1 protein-coding gene is annotated in these 1,186 nt (G+C 51.8%); it reads left to right on the top strand.

Annotated elements, in window-relative coordinates; translation table 11 throughout:
• Position 1 precedes the first annotated feature (1 nt).
• Positions 2–1,186 carry an elongation factor Tu gene (gene tuf, locus HMPREF9098_RS11060; protein WP_003784924.1) on the top strand — a complete coding sequence of 395 codons (1,185 nt, stop codon included), beginning with the start codon at positions 2–4 and terminating at the stop codon, positions 1,184–1,186.

Genomic DNA, 1,186 nt, shown 5'->3' with positions numbered 1-1,186 from the left:
CATGGCTAAGGAAAAATTCGAACGCAGCAAACCCCACGTAAACGTTGGTACCATCGGACACGTTGACCATGGTAAAACCACTTTGACTGCTGCACTGACTACTATTTTGGCTGAAAAATTCGGCGGTCAGGCAAAAGGTTACGACCAAATCGACAACGCGCCTGAAGAAAAAGCGCGCGGTATCACCATCAACACTTCACACGTTGAATACGAAACCGAAACCCGCCACTACGCACACGTAGACTGCCCGGGCCACGCCGACTATGTGAAAAACATGATTACCGGTGCAGCGCAAATGGACGGCGCTATCCTGGTGGTATCTGCTGCCGATGGCCCAATGCCACAAACCCGCGAACACATCCTGTTGGCACGCCAAGTAGGTGTACCTTACATCATCGTGTTCATGAACAAATGCGACATGGTGGACGATGCCGAGTTGTTGGAACTGGTGGAAATGGAAATCCGTGATTTGCTGTCCAGCTACGACTTCCCAGGCGACGACTGCCCAATCGTACAAGGTTCCGCATTGCGCGCATTGGAAGGCGATGCCGAATACAAAGAACGCATTTTTGCATTGGCTGCCGCTTTGGACAGCTACATCCCAACACCTGAACGTGCTGTGGACAAACCATTCCTGCTGCCAATCGAAGACGTATTCTCTATTTCCGGTCGCGGTACAGTAGTGACCGGCCGTGTAGAGCGCGGTGTCATCAAAGTGGGCGAAGAGATTGAAATCGTCGGCTTGAAAGAAACCCAAAAAACCACTTGTACCGGCGTGGAAATGTTCCGCAAACTGCTGGACGAAGGTCAAGCGGGCGACAACGTAGGCGTGTTGCTGCGCGGTACTAAACGCGAAGAAGTGGAACGCGGCCAAGTGTTGGCAAAACCCGGTACTATCACTCCGCACACCAAATTCGAAGCAGAAGTGTATGTATTGAGCAAAGAAGAAGGCGGCCGTCATACTCCGTTCTTCGCTAACTACCGTCCACAATTCTATTTCCGTACTACTGACGTGACCGGCGCGGTTACTTTGGCAGAAGGCGTGGAAATGGTAATGCCAGGCGAAAACGTGAAAATCACCGTTGAACTGATTGCCCCAATCGCAATGGAAAACGGTTTGCGTTTTGCGATTCGCGAAGGCGGCCGTACCGTTGGTGCGGGTGTTGTGGCTAACGTGATTGCTTAA

Origin of the sequence: Kingella denitrificans ATCC 33394, assembly GCF_000190695.1 — a bacterium.
Lineage (GTDB): Bacteria > Pseudomonadota > Gammaproteobacteria > Burkholderiales > Neisseriaceae > Kingella_A > Kingella_A denitrificans.
The sequence above is the reverse complement of the archived record's forward strand: the minus strand, read 5'-3'. Positions and strand labels throughout refer to the sequence as shown.